This is a genomic window from Paraburkholderia lacunae, assembly GCF_003353175.1.
Taxonomy (GTDB): domain Bacteria; phylum Pseudomonadota; class Gammaproteobacteria; order Burkholderiales; family Burkholderiaceae; genus Paraburkholderia; species Paraburkholderia lacunae.
This window is the reverse complement of sequence record NZ_QHKS01000021.1, coordinates 35,030-56,573: the sequence shown is the minus strand read 5'-3', so window position 1 is coordinate 56,573 and position 21,544 is coordinate 35,030. Positions and strand designations below refer to the sequence as shown.

At 62.0% G+C, this 21,544-nt stretch carries 12 protein-coding genes and 2 pseudogenes; 2 read left to right on the top strand and 12 right to left on the bottom strand.

Annotated elements, in window-relative coordinates; translation table 11 throughout:
* Nucleotides 1–390: 390 nt before the first annotated feature.
* Complete coding sequence (locus tag DLM46_RS27285) at nt 391–2,622, top strand: SulP family inorganic anion transporter (RefSeq protein ID WP_279635231.1); 2,232 nt, start codon at nt 391–393, stop codon at nt 2,620–2,622.
* Between the two features lie 67 nt (nt 2,623–2,689).
* Here DLM46_RS27285 and DLM46_RS40530 read toward each other — a convergent pair.
* The 3 genes and pseudogenes from DLM46_RS40530 to DLM46_RS27270 all read right to left on the bottom strand — a co-directional run.
* Nucleotides 2,690–2,821 (bottom strand): annotated as a pseudogene (locus tag DLM46_RS40530) (LysR family transcriptional regulator); the annotation flags it as partial.
* Nucleotides 2,822–3,069: 248 nt separating this feature from the next.
* The gene (locus tag DLM46_RS27275) at nt 3,070–4,296 is read right to left on the bottom strand and encodes a porin (protein ID WP_115105552.1); all 1,227 of its coding nucleotides are present in this window, start codon (nt 4,294–4,296) and stop codon (nt 3,070–3,072) included.
* A 101-nt stretch (nt 4,297–4,397) separates the two neighbouring features.
* Nucleotides 4,398–5,735: an MFS transporter gene (locus DLM46_RS27270; RefSeq protein WP_115105551.1), complete on the bottom strand. Its 1,338-nt coding sequence runs from the start codon at nt 5,733–5,735 to the stop codon at nt 4,398–4,400.
* Between the two features lie 1,226 nt (nt 5,736–6,961).
* Here DLM46_RS27270 and katG point away from each other — a divergent pair.
* Nucleotides 6,962–9,163, top strand: coding sequence for a catalase/peroxidase HPI (katG, locus tag DLM46_RS27260; protein WP_115105550.1), 2,202 nt, complete (start codon nt 6,962–6,964; stop codon nt 9,161–9,163).
* A gap of 457 nt (nt 9,164–9,620) precedes the next feature.
* On the opposite strand, the gene DLM46_RS27255 is transcribed toward katG, so the two are convergent.
* The 9 genes and pseudogenes from DLM46_RS27255 to DLM46_RS27215 form a co-directional block, all read right to left on the bottom strand.
* Nucleotides 9,621–10,694, bottom strand: coding sequence for a porin (locus DLM46_RS27255; RefSeq protein WP_115105549.1), 1,074 nt, complete (start codon nt 10,692–10,694; stop codon nt 9,621–9,623).
* A gap of 356 nt (nt 10,695–11,050) precedes the next feature.
* Nucleotides 11,051–12,079, bottom strand: coding sequence for a hypothetical protein (locus DLM46_RS27250; RefSeq protein WP_244306385.1), 1,029 nt, complete (start codon nt 12,077–12,079; stop codon nt 11,051–11,053).
* Nucleotides 12,080–12,135: 56 nt separating this feature from the next.
* A complete protein-coding gene (gene zwf, locus DLM46_RS27245) occupies nt 12,136–13,614 on the bottom strand; it encodes a glucose-6-phosphate dehydrogenase (protein ID WP_115105618.1) in 1,479 nt (492 codons plus the stop codon).
* A 130-nt stretch (nt 13,615–13,744) separates the two neighbouring features.
* Nucleotides 13,745–15,355, bottom strand: a complete 1,611-nt coding sequence (gene pgi, locus DLM46_RS27240) for a glucose-6-phosphate isomerase (protein ID WP_115105547.1) — start codon at nt 15,353–15,355, stop codon at nt 13,745–13,747.
* A 30-nt stretch (nt 15,356–15,385) separates the two neighbouring features.
* A complete protein-coding gene (locus tag DLM46_RS27235) occupies nt 15,386–16,330 on the bottom strand; it encodes an ABC transporter substrate-binding protein (RefSeq protein ID WP_115105546.1) in 945 nt (314 codons plus the stop codon).
* 117 nt (nt 16,331–16,447) lie between these two features.
* Nucleotides 16,448–17,395 (bottom strand): annotated as a pseudogene (locus DLM46_RS27230) (ABC transporter permease subunit); the annotation flags it as partial.
* Between the two features lie 147 nt (nt 17,396–17,542).
* Nucleotides 17,543–19,096, bottom strand: coding sequence for a sugar ABC transporter ATP-binding protein (locus DLM46_RS27225; protein WP_115105544.1), 1,554 nt, complete (start codon nt 19,094–19,096; stop codon nt 17,543–17,545).
* Nucleotides 19,083–20,333, bottom strand: coding sequence for an ROK family transcriptional regulator (locus DLM46_RS27220; RefSeq protein WP_115105543.1), 1,251 nt, complete (start codon nt 20,331–20,333; stop codon nt 19,083–19,085). The genes DLM46_RS27225 and DLM46_RS27220 overlap by 14 nt, the downstream gene beginning before the upstream one ends.
* A 184-nt stretch (nt 20,334–20,517) precedes the next feature.
* On the bottom strand, nt 20,518–21,420 hold the full coding sequence (locus DLM46_RS27215; RefSeq protein ID WP_115105542.1) for a LysR family transcriptional regulator: 903 nt from the start codon (nt 21,418–21,420) through the stop codon (nt 20,518–20,520).
* Nucleotides 21,421–21,544 lie beyond the last annotated feature (124 nt).

Here is a 21,544-nt window from a genome sequence, read left to right as displayed (position 1 = left end):
CGAAAGATCATACGAATCGACGCAGCGCCGGTTGTCTGGCTGTGGCTGGTGCAACGTACTCCGTGCTCGAGGCCTTCCTGCCGAAAGCACAGTGTACGTCCGGCGTGGAGTCATCGGATACCGGGCATGGGCGACGAGGTGGATGCAAATTCGGCCAGGCGCGCGGCGGCGTGCTGCAGTGCCGCAGTGCCGCAGTGAGTTTGACACTCGCTGCGGCCACGACGGATACTGCCTAGCGAATCGGCCACAGTGTCGGGCGAGCCGGCAAGCGCAACGCGCAGTCGTTCGTCATCCGGAACGATGGATGAGGTTCGAACAAGGCACAACCGCAGCGCGCCGCGCGAACCGCACGGCCCACGCCAGATTCCATCCGCCCTCACCGGGAGCCCTGTGAAGCCAGCTACGACAGGTTCCTCACCCGATGCCCGCTCCGGACCGCGCATCACGGGCCTGGTCGGAGACTTGTCGGCCGGCATGGTGTCGACGTTGGTCATGCTCTGCTATGCAATGAGCCTGGGCACCATGATCTTCAGTGCGGATCTCGCCCGTTACGCCGGGCTTGGCGTGCCCACTGCCTTCATCAGTTGCGTGGTGACGGCACTGGTGATCGCCTTGACGAGTTCGATGCGCATGAATATCGCCGGACCCGACGGCAATGCGACGGCGTTTCTCGCCGGTGTGGCGGCAGGCGTTGCGAGCAGCGTGCGGGCTGACGGCGGTACGCCCCAGACCATTCTGCTGACGGTGCTGATTGCCATCGCGCTGTGTTCCGTGGTGACGGGCGTCGTTCTGTATGCGGTCGGTTCGTCGAAGCGCAGCCGTTCCCTGCAATTCCTGCCTTACCCGGTCGTGGGCGGCTTCCTTGCCGGTACGGGCTATCTCCTGCTAGCGGGAGCGTTTCGGGTCGTAACCGGCGAACCCTTGAACTGGCACACATTGGCGCTGATGACGCACCTGAACTGGCTGGTGTGGACCCCCGCAGTGCTCGTGTGCCTGTTCGCCACGCTCCTGTCGCGCACCTGGAAACACGCCGCGGCGCTGCCGATCACCCTTGCACTCGGCGTCGTGCTGTTCTACCTGCTCCTGCGTGCAGCAGGCCTGTCGATCGACGACGCCCGCAACACGGGATTAATGCTTCCGCGCGTGGCACTGCACCCGATCCGGATTCCGGAGCTGCATCTTCCGGCATTGCTGACGCGCGGGAGCGTCGACTGGTCGGCGATCGCTGCACACTTGCCGGAGACGCTCGTGGTCACCTCGATTTCGGCGATCACGATCCTGATGAATTCGACAGCGATTGGCGCGGCCACGGGCGAGGACATCGATCTGAACCGCGAAATGAAGGCCGCCGGACTAGCCAACATCGCGAGCGGGATGTTAGGCGGGATGGTCGGATACCAGTCGTTCAACCGATCGATGCTCAACGCGCGCGCGGGCGCGACAAGTCGTATGGCGGGCGTATTCGCGTCACTCGCGTGCCTGCTCGTGCTGGCCGTCTCGCCGGGCCTGGTGGCGCTATTCCCGGTGCCCGTGCTGGTCGGGCTGCAGCTTTTCATGGGACTGCGCCTGTTGATCCAGTGGCTAGTTGGTGCGTATCGCAAGCTCAACTGGCATGAGTATCTCCTTGTACCGCTTATTCTCGGCGCTATTGCCTTCTACGGCGTCGTCACGGGCGTCGTGGCGGGGGTCATCGCCGCATGCGTGATGTTCGCCATGCTGTACGGCCGCGTCAGCTGCGTTCGTATGGAGTTCGATGGCAGTACCCGCACATCGAATGTCGAGCGCAGTATCGAGGCAACCGAACGGCTTCACGAACTCGGCGTACAGGTGTGCGGAACGTGTCTGCAGGGGTTCCTGTTCTTTGGCACCGCCAATTCGATCTTGCAGCGCGTGCGCGAGCGGCTGGCCACGCGCGGGCCGCTACCGGTTCGCTTTGTCGTGCTCGACTTCGCTTCGACCAACGGCATGGACGCGTCGGTATCGGTCAGCTTCGTCAAGCTCAGGCAGCTGTGCGCGACGATTGATGCGGACCTGGTGTTGACGGGGCTGCCGGCACGCTCGCGTGAACTGCTCATGAAGACCGGCACGCTGAACCTCAGGATTCACGAGTTCGCTACGCTGGATGCCGGCCTGGAATGGGTCGAAGATACGCTTCTCGCGTCGGATTCACGCGCGCTGCCTTGCGGCGAAGAGGATTTCGAGGCGCTGCTCGCACCGCATTTCACGTCAGATGCGCTCAAAAGGCTGTTGGCCCTTCTGGACGTGCGCGAGCTTGGCGCGGGGCAACCAGTGTTCCGTCACGGCGAGCCGGGGGACGCCATGTACTTTGTCGAGCGCGGCCGTGTCACTGTCTTACTGCCGCTCGCGGACGGGAGATCCCTGAGGCTGCGCACCTTCGGGCCAGGTACGATCGTCGGCGAAATGGCGGTGTACACGCAGCGGGCGCGTAGTGCGGATGTGCTCGCGGAGGGGCCTGCGCGTGTCCGTCGTTTGACACTTGATTCGCTGCATGCACTCGAGCAGGACGATCCTGTGACCGCGCGGCAAGTCCATCGGTTTGTCGTCAAGGTCATGGCGTCACGGCTGGCTGTCGCAGACGAAGCCTTGCGCGCGGCTCATTGACAGGTCACCCTGATCATTGCGGCTGACCATCAAAGGAGTGCCTCTGTCGCGGGGGGCTATTCGCAGTGGCTTCACTCCTTCGACGACGAGTCATGCCGGTCCTGGCCAGTGGATGGCCTTTGCGAAAGATGCAAACGTACCTCTGCCTGAAATGACGCCGCTGAAAGAAACCTGTCTTGAGATCGGGTAGGAATCCGAGTTCCGCCTCGGCCGGTCGCTCGCGATCATCGACTACCTCCATGACTGCGGCAGGCAGTAGAAAAGGGAGACAGCCTTCCATTTGCAAACATGAATGCAGATGGAAGGCGACGGCCCACAAACCCTTCCAGCTCGCCGCCAGCGGCTTCGCTTTTTGGACAAATTTATCGTCCGCCAATCGCCCGCGTTCGCAAGCAGGATGCCTACGTGCGGACTTGTTGACGAAGGTGCGGGCGACGGTCGGGGTATTCAGAATTTATGTCGAAGACCCAGACGTAGGCCGATCTGTTTATCGGTTGACGATGGCGTGAATCCGCTAATATCAGCGACAGCAGACTGGCCCAATGAGTCGCGACCGTTTGCCTTTTGAAGTACCGCAAGGGCATAGACATCGGTCCTCTTTGAGAGGTTATAGTCGGCCCCCAAATCAAGCTGCAGATATTTCGCGCCTCCGTCCCCGTTGACTGAGTTGCGCTGCGTGTAATCGAACGCAATGCCTGTGAGCAGCGCTGGTGTGATCATGGTTCGAACGCCAAGCTCCGCGCTGGTAAAAATGGCATTGCCCGAATAGTGAAGCGGGTTCGGACCGGACGACGAACCGAGCGATCCGAAGCGCGTGTTCGTCACCACCGCAGTGATAGTGGTTTGGCTGATCTTGTAAGCCGCACCGCCGCCGATAATCTCGAGCGTCTTCGCTGAAGCGTATCCCGCTGAACCCGGAGACGCCTCCGGTGCGGTTGTAGAACCGAAAGAGCCGATATTGTTGGCAGTGGCGAGTCCCTTGTTTGGCGTGTTGCCATAGAAGGAGACATTTGGATCCCGCGCATTCAGGTATCCCGCTCCCAGCGAGAAGGAGCCGCCGTTATAGTTAATGCCCAGAGACCAGATCTGATTCTGCGTGTTGCTACCTGCGACGCCGCCGAAGCTATACAGGCCACCCGCGCGGATACCGTGGAAAGTCGGCGTAGTGTATTTGATGGAGTTGTTGATACGGTTCGTATTGCTAAGATTGTCGATGTCGTTCAGATGCGAGGACATGTAGCCACCCCAATACCCGGACGCCGAAAACTGCTGGACAGACTCAACAAGCGGGTCGTACTGACGGCCCGCCGTCACAGTGCCGTAGTTTGCCGACACTAGTCCCACATAGGCTTGCCGCCCGAATTCCGCCCCGCCTTGTGCCAAAGCACCGCTGTTCACCATGAACCCATTTTCCAGTACGAAGATAGCCTTTAGGCCATCCCCCAGATCTTCTGTGCCACGAAGACCCCAGCGGCTCCCCGACAGACCCGTAGTGTGCGCATCCGTGAGCGCAACCTGGCTAGCCCCGATATTGTGACCATTTGCTTTGCCGGTTTGCGCGTTGTTGGTATAAGTCACGCCGACATCGATCAAACCGTATAGCGTTACGCTGCTTTGGGCATGAGCGGTTCCCGCCGTAACAGCAATAAGGCAGGCAGCAGAATACCTCTTCATGGAAGTCTCCGATTTTTATAGGGAAGGAATGTGTGCATCGAGGAGGCACACGGGTTACTGCGTTATCGACGCAATGCAGATTTAGCCAACGTCAGACGACCTTAGACGACAGCGGATTGGGCGCCGCGGTTGCCTGGCTGGAAACCGCATGCATAGATCGCAATCGAGGCGATCGCTGCGGGAACGGCAATGATGAGGAAGAGGAGGGAGAATCCAATGTTCGCCGTAAGAAGTACTCCGCCGACGAGTGCGCCGCAGACCGACCCGAGGCGACCGACCCCGAGTGCCCAACTGACACCAGTGACCCGGCTCGCCGTGGGATAGTAGCGAGCCGCGAATGCATTGGCGCCCACTTGTGAGCCGCTAATGCAGAAACCGACGCCTGTGACCGCAGCAGCCAGCAGTGAGCCCTGTGCACAGCCCGTCGCCATGAGGAAGAGCGAGCCGGCCGCATAGGCAGAACCAAGCACAATGGTCGGTGGAAAGCGGTCCATCAGACTGCCAATGACGAGCGCGCCGACGGTACCACCCACCTGATAGAGAATTGCGATCCGCGCCGCGGCGGCGAGGGACAAGCCGGAGCTATGGATGAGCGTCGGCAGCCAATTCGTCATGAGATAAACAATCAACAAGCTCATGAAGAAAACACTCCAGAGCAGCAAGGTACCGCGCCGAAAACCGACGGCGAAAAGCTGTCGGACCGGCGAGCCTTCGGCTTTGGCTTCGCGGAGGGAAAACCGAGTGTTCTGGTCGTACTGAACGGGGGCGATGCGCGACAGAAGCGGCCCAATCCGGGTCGATTCAAATCCGCGCGATACCATGAATCGTACCGATTCAGGGAGCAGCGTTGCGAGGAGCGGCACCAGCGCCAAGGGAAGCACGCCTCCGAAAATGAGGACACTTCGCCATCCGTGGTCTGGCAACAGCTGAGCTGCGACGACGCCGCCCAAGCCGGAGCCCATCGTGAATCCGCAGAACATGACCGTTGTGAGGAACGACTTCTGGCGTTCGGGGCAATACTCCGAGGTCAGCGCGATGGCGTTCGGCATCGCGCCTCCGAGACCGAGGCCGGTGACGAAACGCAGCGCGATAAGGAATTCGACGCTTGGCGCGTACGCTGCTGCGAGGCTTGCGACGCCGAAGAACGCCACAGTCGCGATCAGCGTCTTCTTGCGCCCAACTCGATCGGCAAGTGGACCGAACGCCAACGCACCGATCATCAGGCCGGCCAACCCGGCGCCGAACAGCGAGCCCAGCACGGAAGGGCCTATATGCCAATCATGCATCAATGCCGGTGCGATGAAACCGACGCAGGCGGTGTCGAAACCGTCGACAGCGACGATGCAGAAACAAAGGAATACTACCCGCCATTGAAACGGCGAGAAAGGTTGCGCGTCCAACCAGGCGCGAACGTCGATGACAGGCGAAGGGATCTTCATTGAATGTCTCCAGAATGTGTTTTTTGTTTCTCGCCTCCAAAGTAATCGTGCGGTCTTCCCTCCGTCTACGGGAGGCCAGCGCATATTGCTTATTCACGATAGTTATTTCATGTGGCGCCAAACGGCATCTCGCGATGACGGCTGCCCGATTGCGGTCGTCTGGTTGCTCAAGCGGGTTGCTCAAGCGGGTTAATCAAGCTTTACGCACGCATTGCTGAGGCGCAGTCCCGACACCACCCGGCGCTAGAAGACGCAGGTTTCGACGTGTTGTCTTGTTGAACGCGGCGTTGCCGCTGGGTGGGATGATAGTGCGGCGATTTATGAAAAATTGCCTCAGCGATGCAGAAGTATCGATATCCCTGGATTGACGACGGTGGAGGTTCGTTGGCGCGGTGCGAAGAGCCGATGCCAAACGTGCTGAGCCAGGAAAAGAACCATGCTTCATCAAGGGCACGGTGTCGGGTCAGAATGGGCGAATCCGTTGCAGACATGACCATGAGCGGCGCGATCGACTCCTCCGAAACGTCCCTTTGGTGCCTTGCGATTTTGACCGCGTCTGGTCCACGAGGTCATTGGCGGCCTTCGATTCCGCCATCAGGGCAATCCAATGCAGATGGAACTGCCGTCAGGTTTCCGTCAAGGACAGGCTTCTGCCATCGAAAGCATCGAATTAGTCAATGTACATACGCGTTCCGATAGTCTATTGTTGATTGGGAATCTATACAGGAGACGCGGCATGGGCAATGCCGATTGACCGCTTGACCATGCGATCCGGCGGCTGATTGATCTCCACAACCGGCAATCCGGTCGCCGACGACCACAACGTGCCGACTGCTGGTTCCCGTGGTCCAATAACACTGCACGTGCGGTTGCGTTGCAGCATCCTTTAGTGCCAGGAAGCATGCGACGCTAAATATCAAAGGCACCTTCCGCGTTATAGTTGTGAGCTATCGATAGCATTGCAAAAATCGCATTCTGTAGATGGCCGCTCCCACATATATTTTTATGTGCGGCAGACCTACCGACGCGGACCATCCTGCGCCAATGTGCGCAACGAGGTCCGTTATCGGACGAACACCATGCGCGTCGGGTGACAGCAGAAATACACAAAAAGAGCCCACCATAGGACTTCCCGGCTGCCCCGCCGACGCGGATCGGCGATGCACCGTAGAAGCCGGATGCCTTAGAAGAACCGGTAGTGGTATGTCCCCTCAAGGAGATAACGCATGTCAAACGAAGCAAAGTGCCCGTTCAACCATGCCGCCGGCAGCGGCATGACGAATCGTGACTGGTGGCCGAAGCAACTACGGCTGGACTTGCTTAGCCAGCACTCCAGCAAGTCCAACCCGATGGACGACAGCTTCAACTACGCCGAGGCTTTCAGGAGTCTTGACCTGGCCGCGGTGAAGAAGGACCTCGCGGCGCTGATGACCGATTCTCAAGATTGGTGGCCGGCAGACTTCGGCCACTACGGTCCGCTATTCATCCGCATGGCCTGGCACAGTGCCGGAACATACCGTATCGGCGACGGCCGCGGCGGTGCCGGGCGCGGCCAGCAGCGTTTCGCGCCTCTCAACAGCTGGCCGGACAACGTCGGTCTCGACAAGGCTCGCCGCCTGCTCTGGCCGATCAAACAGAAGTACGGCCAGAAAATTTCCTGGGCCGACCTGTTGATCCTCACCGGCAACGTCGCGCTCGAGACCATGGGCTTCAAGACCTTCGGCTTCGGCGGCGGTCGCGAGGACACCTGGGAGCCGGATCAGGACGTTTCCTGGGGCGACGAAACGACCTGGCTAGACGGCGACGTCCGTTATGGCAAGGGCGCCGCAGGCAATAAAGACAACGAACGGAACCTGGACAATCCGCTGGGCGCCGTGCAGATGGGCCTGATTTACGTCAACCCGGAAGGTCCCGAGGGTAATCCTGACCCGCTCGCCGCGGCAGTTGACATCCGCGAAACCTTCGCACGCATGGCGATGAACGACGAGGAAACGGTCGCGCTGATCGCCGGTGGCCACGCCTTTGGCAAGACGCACGGCGCTGGTCCTGCCGACAACGTGGGGCCGGTACCTGAGGCCGCCGGCCTCGAGAACCAGGGGCTGGGCTGGGTGAGCAGCTTCGGCACCGGCAAGGGCGCCGACACGATCTCCAGCGGTCTGGAGGTCACCTGGAGCACCACGCCGACGAAGTGGGGCAATGGCTACCTGGAGAACCTGTTCAAGTATGAATGGGAACTGACAAAGAGCCCCGCCGGTGCCAACCAATGGGTCGCCAAGGGTGCCGACGAAACGATCCCGCACGCTTACGATTCCTCGAAGAAGCTGCGGCCGACGATGCTCACCACCGACCTCTCGTTGCGCTTCGATCCCGTCTACGAGAAGATTTCGCGGCGTTTTCTGGCGAATCCCGACCAGCTCACCGATGCCTTCGCCCGTGCATGGTTCAAGCTGACCCACCGCGACATGGGTCCGCGCGCCCGCTACCTTGGACCGGAAGTGCCCGCTGAAGAGCTGCTCTGGCAGGACCCCATCCCGGCAGTCGACCACCCGCTGGTCGATGCGCAGGACATCGCTTCGCTCAAGCAGAAGATCCTCGCATCAGGGCTGTCCGTTTCGCAGCTGGTCTCGACAGCCTGGGCATCGGCATCCACCTTCCGCGGTTCCGACAAGCGCGGCGGCGCCAATGGCGCGCGTATTCGCCTCGCGCCGCAGAAGGACTGGGAGGTCAACCAGCCCGAGCAACTGGCAAAGGTGCTGAAGGTCCTCGAAGGCATCCAGAGCGAGTTCAACGGCGCACAGTCCAGCGGCAAGAAGGTCTCGCTGGCCGACCTGATCGTGCTGGCCGGCAGCGCCGGCATCGAGAAGGCGGCGGAGAAGGCCGGCCATCAGGTCACCGTGCCTTTCGCACCCGGTCGCATGGACGCTTCGCAGGAACAGACCGACGTGCAATCCGTCGGGGCTCTCGAACCGCTCGCCGATGGCTTCCGCAACTACGTCAAAGGCAAATACGGCGTCCCGCCCGAGGCTTTGTTGATCGACAAGGCGCAATTGCTGACCCTCACCGCCCCCGAGATGACTGCGCTCATCGGCGGCTTGCGCGTGCTGAACGTGGAGGCCGGGCGGAATCCGCAAGGCGTCTTCACCCAAAAGCCGGAAACGCTGACCAACGACTTCTTCCGCAATGTGCTCGACATGGGTACGGAATGGAAACCGGTGTCGGAGGCTCGGGACGTGTTCGAGGGGCGTGACCGCAAGACCGGCGAGGTGAAGTGGACCGGCAGCCGCGTCGATCTGGCCTTCGGTTCGAACGCTCAGCTGCGCGCCCTGGGCGAAGTCTATGCAAGCGAGGACGGGCAGGAGAAATTCATCCGCGACTTCGTTGCAGCCTGGGTCAAGGTGATGAACCTTGACCGGTTCGAGCTCGCCTAAGCGGGCGAGGGGGGCCCGCCAGGGCTGTTGTCCTGGCGGGATTTTGCTCCGCTCGCTGTGCGAGGGGTAATCTTCCTGGGCGCGGTGCGGCTCCCGTTGTAGGCGGGGCCGCACCGTTTCCTTTGACAGCGCCAGCCCGTGACACTCGCGCCTCCTTGTAGTCAGCTTCGTGTCCGCCGTCCAGAAGTCATCTTTCGATGAGAACGATTCTTTATAGTATTACGAATCGTTCCTTTCTATTTATCGCGAAGAGCAACGCAGTGATGCCCGACCGGGCGATTGCCGAGCTTGTCCGACTGGCGGGGTTGCGGGACCCCATGCGCGAGGCGTGGTGTCTGTTCATCGGTTATGCCCCGGCGTCAGGGCAATTGGCTCCCCCGTTCTCACGACGATCCGTGTTCGAACAGACACATCGATCGAGGTAGGAGCCATGCCGTTCAGGCGTCACCCGAACGCATCAGAACGAGTGTTGAATACCGGCATAGACTCCGGACTGCGAGTGACCGGCCAGCGGGTTGTCGGCGTTGCCGGGCAGATTCGCTTCGAGGCTGAACGTGCCAGTCTTGCTGTTACGCACCTGCGCCACCTGGACATCGAGCAAGGTGCGCTTCGACAGGTTGTAGCTGCCGCCGACCGTATAGATCGTCGCGTTGCCGCCGCCATGATTCGCGTTCACGTGATACACCGCGCCGATCAGCGCGGCTGCCGGCGTGGCCTGCCACGTTACGCCACCCCATTCCAGCTGTGTCGTCGAAGGGGTGCCCGCGGTGACTCCGGACGCGTGCGACGCCTGATAGGCGGCCTGCAGCTTGACCGGACCGAGGAACACGTTGGCGCCGGCGAAATATTCGCGCGAATACTGGAAGACGTCATTCAGGCCGCCGTTGGCCGGATTGCGGATTTCGTCATAAATTCCGCGCAACTGGAAGAGCGCCGCCGAATAGGTCAACTGGACGCCGGCTTCGCGTCCCTGTCCGGTCGTGCCGTTGCCGTTCCAGTTAGTCGCATTCGACAACGCGTATTGGCCGTAAAAGTCGAATCCCCCAAACTTTGGCGACTGGTACGAAATGTTGTTGCTCGACTGCGGCCAGTTGCGGCCCCGGACCAGCGATCCCGACGACCACGACGTCTGGCCGAACGGATCGAAATCCCACAACCCGTTCGAGATGAAGAGTTCACGGCCGAACAGCAACGTGCCATACGTGTCGTTCGCAAAACCGACGGTCGCCCAGCGGTTCCAGATCGAATTCGTGGCGCCGAGTTGTCCGTTCATCGTGTTGAAGGACCCTTCCAACTGGAACACCGCCTTGGTGCCGCCGCCGAGATCTTCAGCACCCTTCAGGCCCCAGAGGCTCGTACCCCAATCGCCGCTCTCGGCGCGCACACGGGATGTACTACCACCACTGCTGGATGGAATGCCGGACATGTACTCGATGCCGGCGTCGAGTCGTCCATACAGTGTCACGCTGCTCTGAGCGTGAACCGCTGTCGCAGTGGCAATAAGCGACAATGCCGTTAACAGCTTTTTCATTAACTTTCTCCAAACAACTTTTTCTTTAACTAGGGTTAATTAACCGGTATTCACCGGTTTCGTGGACGCGGCGAGCCAGCCGGCCATCTCCGTGGCCGGTCTCTCGCCAAATGCCGGGTACCCCGGTAATCGGGTACTACGCACCCCGGCAAATCGGGAATGGCTCAATCGAGCCAGATCAATTTCCTCTAAATGAGCAATGCGAATTTATAGGTCTATTGAACGATTGAGGAAATATCCGCCAATAGACCACTCACATCGTTTTATGCACTTTGCTGCCCTTGCAAATCAAAACCGGGCTGTGAGATCCGGCGATCGGCTACCCAGCCGGAATGGCTCAGAGCATCTGCGGCTTTTCAATCGGTCAAAACCTCGAATCGATATGCGATCTCGACGGGCTGCTCCGGGTCAATCGGGACCGCGGTGGAAATTCCCCGCTCGTTGATCGGATTTGCGGCGAGTCCCGCGCGACAGCCGAGTTCAAAAGCACCTGCGATGGGCTCGATGCCGACGCAGAGATTGCGCCCGTTCCAGGGACTGTAGGTGCGACCGCGATTGCTGATCCACAGCAGAAGCGATGGGAGTACGGATGCGTCCCAGGTGAGCCGGTACGCGACGCGTGATTCGCCGTCGGCCAGAACAACCGATCCGTCGACGCCACAAAGCTGGATGATTTCTTCTGTATCGTGCGCGAACGGCAGGCGATCAAAGGTCGCCGTGCCACCGGCCCGCAGCGGTACCTTGTCCAGTTCAACGAAGATCGCGCCCGGGGCGGCACGGGAGACACCGGGTTCGGGTCCCGCCGGGTGGACGATGCCGAAATCGAACGAACCCGGGTCGACCCTCAGCGCACCGGCGATCGACGGCAACGCCAGGTTCGGATGCAGGCCGATCGGACGGCGCGTCTGCCTGCGCGAGTGGACCGTCAAGGTGAAGTCGATCGCGGGACTGTTGGGGTCGGCCCGGATCATTCTGACCACACGGGCGATCGAGGAACTGACCGGATAGTCGAGCGCGATGACGATTTCATGTGCGGTTTGTCGCACGAGCGTCCATTCGGCCACGCAGCCGTAGCCGTGAAGCAGATCATCGCTCGCGTCCAGCGCAGGGTCATAATCGGCCACCGGTGTGTCGAGGCTTTGCCGCCAACTTTCCTCGACAGTGTCCGGCGCATAGGGCACGCCAAACGGAACACATGGGAATTCGCTTCTCATGTGGCCAATCAGTCCCGCCTGCCCAGGGCTGTCGTCGCCGAGCCATGGCGCTTCGTAGAACGGCCGGATTTGCCTGTCACCACGCTTTAGCGTGACATCGCCAAGCATCCCGCCCAGGGCGTGGACGGCAAGAGAACCATGAGCCCATTCCAGGCGCCAGCTTTTATTCATATTTTGTCTTGACAGGGAATATTAGAGGGGTGCGCCCCAAGGCACGCAAGCCGCACTCAGTTCTGTTCTTCCACCCAGCAGGTGTTATTGCGCGCGAGCAGCGCACTGGCAGCGGCTGGCCCCCACGTGCCGCAGGCGTAGGGCTTTGCGGCGGAGTCGGGTTTGGCCCATGCGTCGATGATCGGTGCGACCCAGCGCCACGCCGCCTCCTGTTCGTCGCGCCGCACGAAGAGGGCGAGCCGTCCCGCGATCGCGTCGAGGAGCAGACGCTGATACGCCTCCATCCGGTTCTCCTTGAAGAACTGGTCGAACGCAAGATCGAGGTAGACGCCACGCAGGGTCATCCCCATGCCAGGCTGTTTCGCGAGGGTGTTGAGCCGGATCGATTCGTCCGGCTGCAGGCGGATCGTCAGCCGGTTGGAGCCCGGCCGCAAAGCCACCGCGCCCAATGCCGAATGCGGCACCGTCCGGAAATTGACGACGATTTCAGCTACGCGGCCCGCGAGACGCTTACCGGTGCGCAGAAAAAACGGTACGCCCGCCCATCGCCAGTTATCGACCTCGGCTTTCAACGCGACGAAGGTCTCGGTCGTGCTCTCCGGCTTCACACCCGGCTCGGCAAGGTAGGAGGGCACCGGCGTACCCTTGATCGCGCCGGCGTGGTATTGCCCACGCACCACGTTCTCCCTGATCTCGTGCGCCTGCAGCGGTTTGAGCGCGCGCAACACGCGTAGCTTCTCGCCGCGTACGGCGTCGGCATCCATCGATTGCGGGGGCTCCATGGCAACGATCGACAGCAGCTGCAAGAGGTGGTTCTGCACCATATCCCGCAGCGCGCCTGTCTGGTCGTAAAAGTTGCCGCGGCCCTCGACGCCGAGTTCCTCGGCTACCGTAATCTGGATGCTGTCGACCCATTCACGGCGCCATAGCGGCTCGAACAGCGAGTTGCCGAAGCGCAGCGCGAACAGGTTCTGCACCGCTTCCTTGCCGAGATAGTGGTCGATCCGGTAAATCTGGTCTTCGGCGAAAATCTCGCCGACTGCGTTGTTGATCGCGTTGGACGACGCCAGATCGTAACCAAGCGGCTTCTCCAGCACGATGCGCGCGCCCTCGGCAAGTCCGACGGAGGCGAGAGCACGGCAGATCGGTACGAAAAGCGACGGGCCGGTCGCCAGATAGAAGATGCGTTGTCCGCGCAGCGCGCCAAGCGTATCGCGCAACGATGAGAACGCTTCCGGCTGGCTGGCATCGAGCGCGACATAGCCAATGCGATCGAGAAAGCTTCGCCAGACGGCATCGTCCGTCGGCGCTCCCGGGATGTGCGGCTTGACGTGCTCGTCGACCCATTGCAGATAGCTGCTGCCATCCAGGGCCGTCTGCGCGACCGAGACGATCCTGCCGTCCTGCGCGAGCATGCCGTCGCGGTGTGCGGCATAGAGTGCGGGCAGGATCTTGCGCATCGCGAGATCGCCGGTTCCGCCAAACAGCACGAAGGCGAATCCGCTGGCGTCCACCGGGCTGCTGGAGTTTTTCATCATGGCATTCAATCGTGGACGTCCATACAGAGGCTTTTCGCGACGAGCGCGAAGAAACGCTAACGCTCGACCTGACGTGTAAAGCGCTTGTCGAGGCCGGTTTGCGCGCTCAGCTTCATCAGTTTGTCGATCAGTTTGCAGATTCGGCACGCGCGTTGCGCCGCGCCTTGAAACGGTCGATCAGGCTGGTGGTGGATCTGTCATGCGCGCCTGTCGTGTCCGGCTGGGTGATTTCACCCTCGATGGTGACCGCGAGCCGCTTGCCGAGCTCCACACCCCACTGGTCGAACGAGTTGATGTTCCAGATCACGCCCTGGACGAATACCTTGTGCTCGTACAAGGCGAGCACTGCACCCAGCGACGCGGGGTCGAGCTTATCGACGCAGATCGTGTTGGTCGGACGGTTGCCGTCGAAGCTCCGGTGGGGTGCGTCTTTGGCATGCGAGCCGTTCATCAGCGCTTCGGTCTGCGCAAAGCAGTTGGCGAGCAGGACTTCGTGGTGAGCATCCAGCCCATGATGCGGCTGCATGCATACGATGAAGTCAGCCGGAATCAGTGCGCTGCCCTGATGCAGCAACTGGAAGAACGCATGCTGGCCGTTGGTTCCGGGTTCGCCCCAGATCACCGGTCCGGTCGCATAGTCGACGCGTTCGCCGGAAAGCGTGACCGACTTGCCGTTGCTTTCCATGTCGAGCTGCTGCAGATAGGCTGGCAGGCGATGCAGATACCGGTCATACGGAGCGATCAGGTGACTTGCCGCACAGAAGAAGTTCGTGTGCCAGATCCCGATCAGCGCGAGCAGCACGGGCAAGTTCTGTTCGAGCGGGGCCTCGGCAAAATGCCGGTCCATCGCATGCGCGCCGGCCAATAGCGCTTCGAATGCATCCATGCCGATATACAACGCAATCGGAAGTCCAATGGCGGACCACAGGGAGTATCGACCGCCGACCCAGTCCCAGAATTCGAACATGTTCCCTGGATCGATGCCGAACGCCGCGACCGCCCCCTCGTTGGTCGACACGGCCACGAAGTGCTTCGCGATGGCCGCTTCGGCTGCGCCGCTGCGGAGGAACCAGGCGCGCGCCGTATGGGCGTTGAGCAGCGTTTCTCGCGTGGTGAAGGTCTTCGACGCGATGACGAAAAGCGTCGTTTCAGGATCGACAGCCTGCAGCACCTCGGCCATGTCCGCGCCATCGACATTGGACACGAAGTGCATCGTCAGCGCGCGGCGACCATACGGTTTCAAGGCTTCGCAGACCATGCGGGGACCCAGGTCCGAGCCGCCGATGCCGATGTTGACCACGTCGGTGATCGCGCGTCCCGTATGCCCGCGCCAGGCGCCCTCACGGACGGCATCGGTAAAGCGCCGCATTTTTGCAAGGACGCCCAACACATTGGAGATGACGTTCTCGCCATCGACCAGAATCGCCGCGCCGCTGCGCTCGCGCAATGCAACGTGCAGCACGGGGCGATCCTCGGTGACATTGATCCGCTCGCCCGCAAACATGGCGCGCCGCCGCTCCTCCACGCCGGCCTGACGCGCGAGCGCGGCGAGCAGGGCGATCGTGTCGTCGTTGATCAGGTTCTTCGAGTAGTCGACGTACACGCCGGCGGCTTCCCGTGAGAACCGCTCGACACGTTCGCGATCCTGCGCGAACAACTCGCGTATCGGCGTGCTTGCGAGGCTGTCGCGATGCGCGGCGAGCGCCTGCCAGGCGGGTGACTGAGTGAGGTTTGACATGTTGGCTGAGCGAGTGGTGGCGAGGGTGTTTTAGCGGGGTGCGGACCAGCCCTTGTAGCTGGCCACGCTGTCACGCGTGACGAGCGTCGACGGCAACAGCGTCATCGGATTGGCAAGCTGTTTGCCATTCATGAGCCCGTAGCCGATGTCCACTGCCGTTTGTGCCATCGCCCACGGATCCTGACTGGCGGAAGCCTGCACCAGGGTATCGCTCTTGAGGGCCGTCTCGATGTCCGGCGCGCCGTCGACCGACGTGATCACGATGTTCTTGCGTTGCAGCTGTTTGGCTGCAAGATCGCTGCCCACCGCCTGCGGGTCGTTGATCGTGAAGACTGCGTCGACTTTCGGGAAGCGCGTCAGGTAGCCCTGCATGACATTCATGCCGCCTTCACGCGAGCCCTTCGCGTCCTGGTCGTCCGACAGAATCTTGATGCCGGGCTCCTTGGCGAGCACGGATTTGCAACCCTTCACGCGATCGACGACGGCCGACACGGGCGGCCCGTTCTCGATGATGACGTTGCCGTGCCCGTTGAGCTTCTTGGCGATATAGCCGCATGAAAGCTCGCCGGCCTGGACATTGTTGGTCTGCACCGTGGCGTTCGCGCCAGCGGCGGCCACGTCGACTGCGACCACGACGATGCCGGCCGCCTCCGCCTTCTTCACCGCGGGCTCGATCGCTTTCGGGTCCGCTGCGTTCAGCAGGATCATGTCGACGTGGGCAGAGATGAAGTTGTCGATCTGCGTGAACTGCTTGTTCAGGTCATAGTCGGCAGACACCGCTGTGACTTTGGCATTGGGGTTGATCTGCTTCGCCTTCGCCTCTGCGCCCTTGACGATCGTGACGAAATACGGATTGCCGAGCGAGCCGACGGTAATCCCGATCGACTTGAGCGGCTTGTCGGCCGCCTGGGCGGCGGTCATGGCGAAACCGAGCCCAAGGGCGATGCTGGCCAGAACGGCTTTCTGCTTGAACATTTTCGTTGTCTCCAGGTTGGTCCGTGGTGTGATCGGGCGCAGGGGGACCAGCCTGCGCCCATACGCCGTCAAGGCGAGGGGAATGCGTGTTTCCAAGGGGAGACGGCAGGCATCTCGTCAGGTGCGGGCGGAACCTCGCTGGCGATAGCGGTCGAGCGCCACGGCGCCGATGATCACCAGCCCCTTGATGATGTATTGCCAGATATCCGATACGCCGAGCAGGACGAGCCCGTTGGTCAGTACCGCAATGATCAGCGCGCCGATCAAGGTGCCGACGATCGATCCGACGCCGCCGACAAAGCTGGTGCCGCCGAGAATCACTGCCGCGATCGCATCCAGCTCGTAGGACTGCCCCATCTGCAGGCCGTTGGCGGCATACAGGCGGGCAGCCGACATCACCGCGCCCAGTCCGGCCAGCAAACCGGACATCGAGTAGACGAACATCTCGATGCCCCAGACCTTGATGCCCGCCAGGCGCGCGGCCTCAGGATTGCCGCCGACCGAATAGATGCGCAGCCCGAGGACGGTGCGGCGCAGGATGAACCAGGACATGGCGACCACGGCGATCGCGATGACCACCAGCCACGGGACGCCGAAAATCGTGCCATTGCCGATGAAAGCGAACGACAGTTGCGGATTGAAGACGGTCGTGTCGCTGCCGAGAAGCCGGGCGACGCCACGCACCGCAGTCAGCGCGCCGAGCGTGACGATGAACGGCGGCAGCCGAAAAAGAGCAATCAGTCCGCCGTTGACGGCGCCGAACCCGAGCCCGACGAGCAGCGCGACCGGGACGCCGAGCCAGCCCCAGTGGGGGATGTTCGACGCGAGCATCGCCGCTACCGCCGCAGCGGCCAGCACCGACCCCACTGACAAGTCGATGCCGCCGGTCAGAATGACGAAGGTCATGCCAGCGGCGAGCACGACATTGATCGACGCCTGCTGCGTGACGATCGAAAGGTTCTGCAGGCTGAAAAAATTGTCTGTCATCAAGCCGAAGCCAATGCAGAGCAGCAGCAGAACGGGCAGCATGCCCGCGGTGCGCATCAGCGTCTGCACCCGCTCCCGGCGACCGCCAAGCGGAGGTTGCGGCACCGGCCGATGCGCCGGATCGACCGGCGTGGTGACGCCTTGCTGGGTGGTTGAATTGGGCATATCGTTCTCCTTAATACATGTCAAGCTGTTGTTCGGCGTGCCGTGCTTCCGGCTGACTCACTACGCCGCCTCTTCCAGTGCGGGCCGCGAGCCCGTGGCCAGTTCGATGATGGCTTCCTGACTGATCGGCCTGTCGGTATGTCCGCCAAGCTCGCCTGCAATCTCGCCTTCGCGCATCACCAGCACACGGTCGGCTACACCGATGATCTCCGGCAATTCGCTCGATATGACAATGATGCCGACGCCGGACTTCGCCAGTTCGTTGATGATCCGGTAGATCTCCGATTTCGCACCGATATCGACGCCGCGGGTCGGTTCGTCGAGGATAAGCACGCGCGGACGGGTCTCCAGCAGCCGCGACAGCAGCACCTTCTGCTGGTTGCCGCCCGAAAGAGCACCGACGTTGACTTTCGGATGCGCGACCCTGATCGACAATGAGCGAATGGCGTCCCGCGCCCGCTCCGCGCCCCGCGTGAGGTTAAGGACACCCAGCCGCGCATCGCGTCCGCAGACGGCCACATTGATGTTGTCCCGCACGCTCATGTCGAGAAAGAGGCCTTGCCGCTTGCGATCTTCCGTCAGGTAAACAAGTCCTGCGTCGATCGCATCGCGCGGCGTGCGCAGGGCAAGCGTCTGCCCGTCGATGACCACTTCGCCGCGCACGCGCGGTTCGGCACCGAAGATCAACCTCGCCATCTCGGTGCGGCCGGCGCCTACGAGGCCCGCAATGCCGAGGACCTCCCCGGCGTGGAGCTCGAGACTGCAACCGCGCACGCGGCGATCATCGGCGATATCGCGCACCGACAGCACGGACTTGCCTGGATCGTAGGGCGCATGCTGCTTCCTGTAGAAGCCGGAGATGTCGCGGCCGACCATCATCTTCACGAGGCTCTCTGCGCTGAGCTCCTCGCGCCCGAGTGTGCCGACGTACGAACCGTCGCGCAGCACCGATACGCGATCGGAGAGTTCGTAGATCTCGGCCATGCGATGGCTGATATAGATGATCGCAAGGCCTTCTGCGCGCAACTGGCGAATCAGGTGGAAGAGGCGTTCCGTCTCACGCGACGACAGCGGCGTGGTGGGCTCGTCCATCACGAGAATCCGCGCACGCGTGTGGACGGCCCGTGCAATTTCCACGAGTTGCTGCTCGGCGATCGACAGCTCGCCCACCCGCGTTTGCGGCCGGAAGCTCGCGCCCAGACGGGTGAGCACCTCTTCGCAGTCGCGCTCCATCGCCGCGCGATCGACGAGACCCCAGCGGCGGCCGCCCTTGCGCAGTTCGCGCCCGGCATGGATGTTTTCGGCGACTGTCAGGTTGGGCGCAAGGCTCAACTCCTGGTAGATCACCGCTATCCCCAGTTCTCTCGCTGCAAGCGGTCCGTCGATGATCGCGGCCTTGCCTTCGACGAGGATTTCTCCGCCGGGATCGGCCTGGTAGGCGCCCGACAGGATCTTCATCAGCGTGGACTTGCCGGCGCCGTTTTCGCCCATCAGCGCGTGCACTTCGCCGGCCTGAACCGATAGACGCACGTTGTCGAGTGCGCGGACACCCGGAAAGGTCTTGCTGATGCCGCGCATCTCCAGCAAGGCGGCAGTGGATTCAGAACGGGGCATGATTCACCTCCTGCAATTCGGCACCGGCACCCTTGAGAATTCCGGCGCGCGGCGAGAAATTGAAAAACATCGGCAACGTCGCGGCGCCGATCGCGCCGGCATCAGACCCGAACGTGCCGCGCATCAGTTCCGGCGTGCCGCGGGCTTCCGGTGCGCTCAGCGCGAGCGCAGTGCTCAGGCGTTTCATCAGCGCGTCGATCAGCCCGGCGTCCACGTCGGCGTCGAGGACGACCATCGGGACGTCGAGCACACACAGCATCGCGCGCAGGGCGGGGGCGAGCGCCTCGACGCAATCGTCCAGCCATTCGTCGAAGGCCGGCGGACGGCGGGCGATGCAGGCTTCGAGATCAGCGCGTGTCTCGACCGACTCGCCGCAATAGCGCAGATGCCGCGCGAGCGCGTTGAGGGACGCGCGCGCAAGCAGGATGTCCGCCTGTCCGGCCGGCTGAGGGGCCGATGGCAAACGGCTGGGCGGAACCGGCATGACGCCGATGTCGCCTGCATTACCGCTCACGCCGCGCAGGCAGTCACCGTCGACGGCGATACCGCCGCCGATCGCAGGCCCGAGAAACAGATAGATGAAATCGTCCGATTGGCGCCCGCAGCCGTAGAACAGCTCGGCAATGGCTGCCGCATTGCCGTCGTTTTCGCTGAATACGGGCAGGGCCAAGGCACTCCCAAGTTCGCTGGCGAAGTCGAATTCGTCCCACGCGCAGAAGGTCTGCATCGGCAGCCCGAGTTCGCGCAGCCAGCTCCCGAGATTGAACGGCTGCGCGACGCCGACGCCGGCCAGCCGTGCGCGCTCATGTGAAGAGAGGCGTTGCAGCATCGCGTGGATGTCGCCCGTCACCATCTCCAGCACCTCGCGAGGGTGGGGCAGGACCCTATCGTGACCGCTGCGGGCCAGCACCTCGCCGGCAAAATTCACCAGCACGGTTTCGATGCTGGTCCGGTCGAGCCGCACGCCGATGCCGAAGGCGCCGCCTGGGGCGAGGCGGATCAGGGAAGCGGGCTGGCCGCGCTTGCCTTCGATGCGGCGGCCGGTAAATTCGATCAGCCCGGCGTTGTCCAGTGTGGCGACGATGGTGCCTACCGCCGTGCCGGTCAGGTTCGCCTGGCGAGCCAGATCGGCCTTCGATGCCGGCTGCGTGCGCCGCAGCGCCTGCAGCAGCAGGCGCTCGTTGTAACGACGTACGTTGACCGAATTGCTGCCGCGGCCGACATGGGGATGCCTCACGAATCGCCTCCAGCCCGGGTGTCATCCCGGGTGATTAATTAAATCAAGTGGATTTATTTAATCACCCGATGGGGTGCGGCGGGAATAAGGGTTTGCACGAAGTGAGAGGCGGAATTGGACGGGAGCGTGCCCGCGCGCTGCCTGGAACGTCTCTCGCGGCTCACATCGAGTCAGGAGGCATCGCCTAGATCGCGAACTCGTCGAACACGACCTGACGAAGCCATTGATTGTCCGGCTCGCGGTGATTGCGTGCGTGCCACAGCACGTTGATCGTGATATCGGGGATCTTGATCGGGCAGGGCGCGCTGACGAGATCGAATGGCGCGAGCGTCCGGACCGCGTAGGCCTCAGGCACGACTGCTATCAGGTCGGTCGTCTGAAGAATGTGACCGACCGCGACGAAGTGCGGCACGCGCAGGTGAACGGTTCGCTGAACACCGGCCCGCTGGATCGCGGAATCGACCATGCCATGCCCCGTGCCTTCCGCGATGATCGACACATGCTCGGACGCGAGGAACGCTTTCATCGTCATGCCGGTCCTGGCGAGCGGATGCCCCTTGCGAAACAGGCACACATACTTCTGCCGGAACAGGCGGCGCTGGAAAAAGCCCGTCTTGAGGCCGGGCAGAAACCCGATTGCGAGATCTACGTTGCCGCGCTCCATCTCGTCGCGCAGCGTGTCCGATTGATTGCGCACGGTGCTGATCGATACACCCGGGGCAACCTTTGCCAGACGCTTCATGAGGCCCGGCAGAAAGTAGATCTCGCCGATGTCGGTCATTGCGACGGTGAACGCGCGCGTGCTCGACGCAGGGTCGAAATTCGACGTGACGTTCAGCGTATTGTGGATCGTGCCGAGCGCATAGGCGATCGGCTCCGCGAGCGTCTCGGCAAAGGGCGTCGGCACCATGCCCTTCGAGGTCCGGAGAAAAAGCTCGTCGCCGAGCACCTTTCTAAGCCGGCTCAGCGCGTTGCTGATCGCAGGCTGGGAAATCCCGAGTGTGGTCGCAACGGCCGACACGCGCCGTTGCCGCAGCAGCTCGTTGAACACGACGAGCAGGTTGAGATCGATGTCCTGAAGTTCCACGCCCTGTCCCCTTCGATGTTCGATGCATTATTACGGATGGTGATGTCGTATATCAAGGAATTTCTATTTATCAATGATCGTGGCGACGGCATCATGCGGACATAAGTTGAACAGCCTGGAGACG

Bases quoted from the DNA above. Each gene is read 5' to 3' on its own strand.
- DLM46_RS27275 (WP_115105552.1), bottom strand. From the start codon at position 4,296: ATGAAGAGGTATTCTGCTGCCTGCCTTATTGCTGTTACGGCGGGAACC.
- DLM46_RS27270 (WP_115105551.1), bottom strand. From the start codon at position 5,735: ATGAAGATCCCTTCGCCTGTCATCGACGTTCGCGCCTGGTTGGACGCG.
- katG (WP_115105550.1), top strand. From the start codon at position 6,962: ATGTCAAACGAAGCAAAGTGCCCGTTCAACCATGCCGCCGGCAGCGGC.
- DLM46_RS27255 (WP_115105549.1), bottom strand. From the start codon at position 10,694: ATGAAAAAGCTGTTAACGGCATTGTCGCTTATTGCCACTGCGACAGCG.
- DLM46_RS27250 (WP_244306385.1), bottom strand. From the start codon at position 12,079: ATGAATAAAAGCTGGCGCCTGGAATGGGCTCATGGTTCTCTTGCCGTC.
- zwf (WP_115105618.1), bottom strand. From the start codon at position 13,614: ATGAAAAACTCCAGCAGCCCGGTGGACGCCAGCGGATTCGCCTTCGTG.
- pgi (WP_115105547.1), bottom strand. From the start codon at position 15,355: ATGTCAAACCTCACTCAGTCACCCGCCTGGCAGGCGCTCGCCGCGCAT.
- DLM46_RS27235 (WP_115105546.1), bottom strand. From the start codon at position 16,330: ATGTTCAAGCAGAAAGCCGTTCTGGCCAGCATCGCCCTTGGGCTCGGT.
- DLM46_RS27225 (WP_115105544.1), bottom strand. From the start codon at position 19,096: ATGCCCCGTTCTGAATCCACTGCCGCCTTGCTGGAGATGCGCGGCATC.